Origin of the sequence: Burkholderia sp. SIMBA_062 (assembly GCF_046534765.1) — a bacterium.
Lineage (GTDB): Bacteria > Pseudomonadota > Gammaproteobacteria > Burkholderiales > Burkholderiaceae > Burkholderia > Burkholderia ambifaria.
On record NZ_JAWRYD010000583.1, the window covers coordinates 1 to 240 of the forward strand.

General features: G+C 63.3%; 1 protein-coding gene. It reads right to left on the reverse strand.

The window, feature by feature from the left end; translation table 11 throughout:
• Positions 1-240, reverse strand: a 240-nt coding sequence (locus tag SB786_RS37525) for an FAD-dependent oxidoreductase (protein ID WP_410731750.1), incomplete at both ends; no start/stop codon positions are given.

Sequence of the window (240 nt, forward strand, 5' to 3'; positions counted from 1 at the left end):
CGTTGAGCTTGTCGACCAGGATCTTTTCGGCGCGGAAGGTCTCGCGACGGTGCACCAAGGTAACCTTGCTGGCGATGTTGGCCAGGTAAAGCGCTTCTTCCACGGCAGTGTTGCCGCCGCCAACCACGGCGACTGGCTTGTTGCGGTAGAAGAAACCGTCGCAGGTGGCGCAGGCCGAAACGCCCTTGCCCATGAAGGTTTCTTCCGACGGCAGGCCCAGGTAGCGGGCGCTGGCACCGG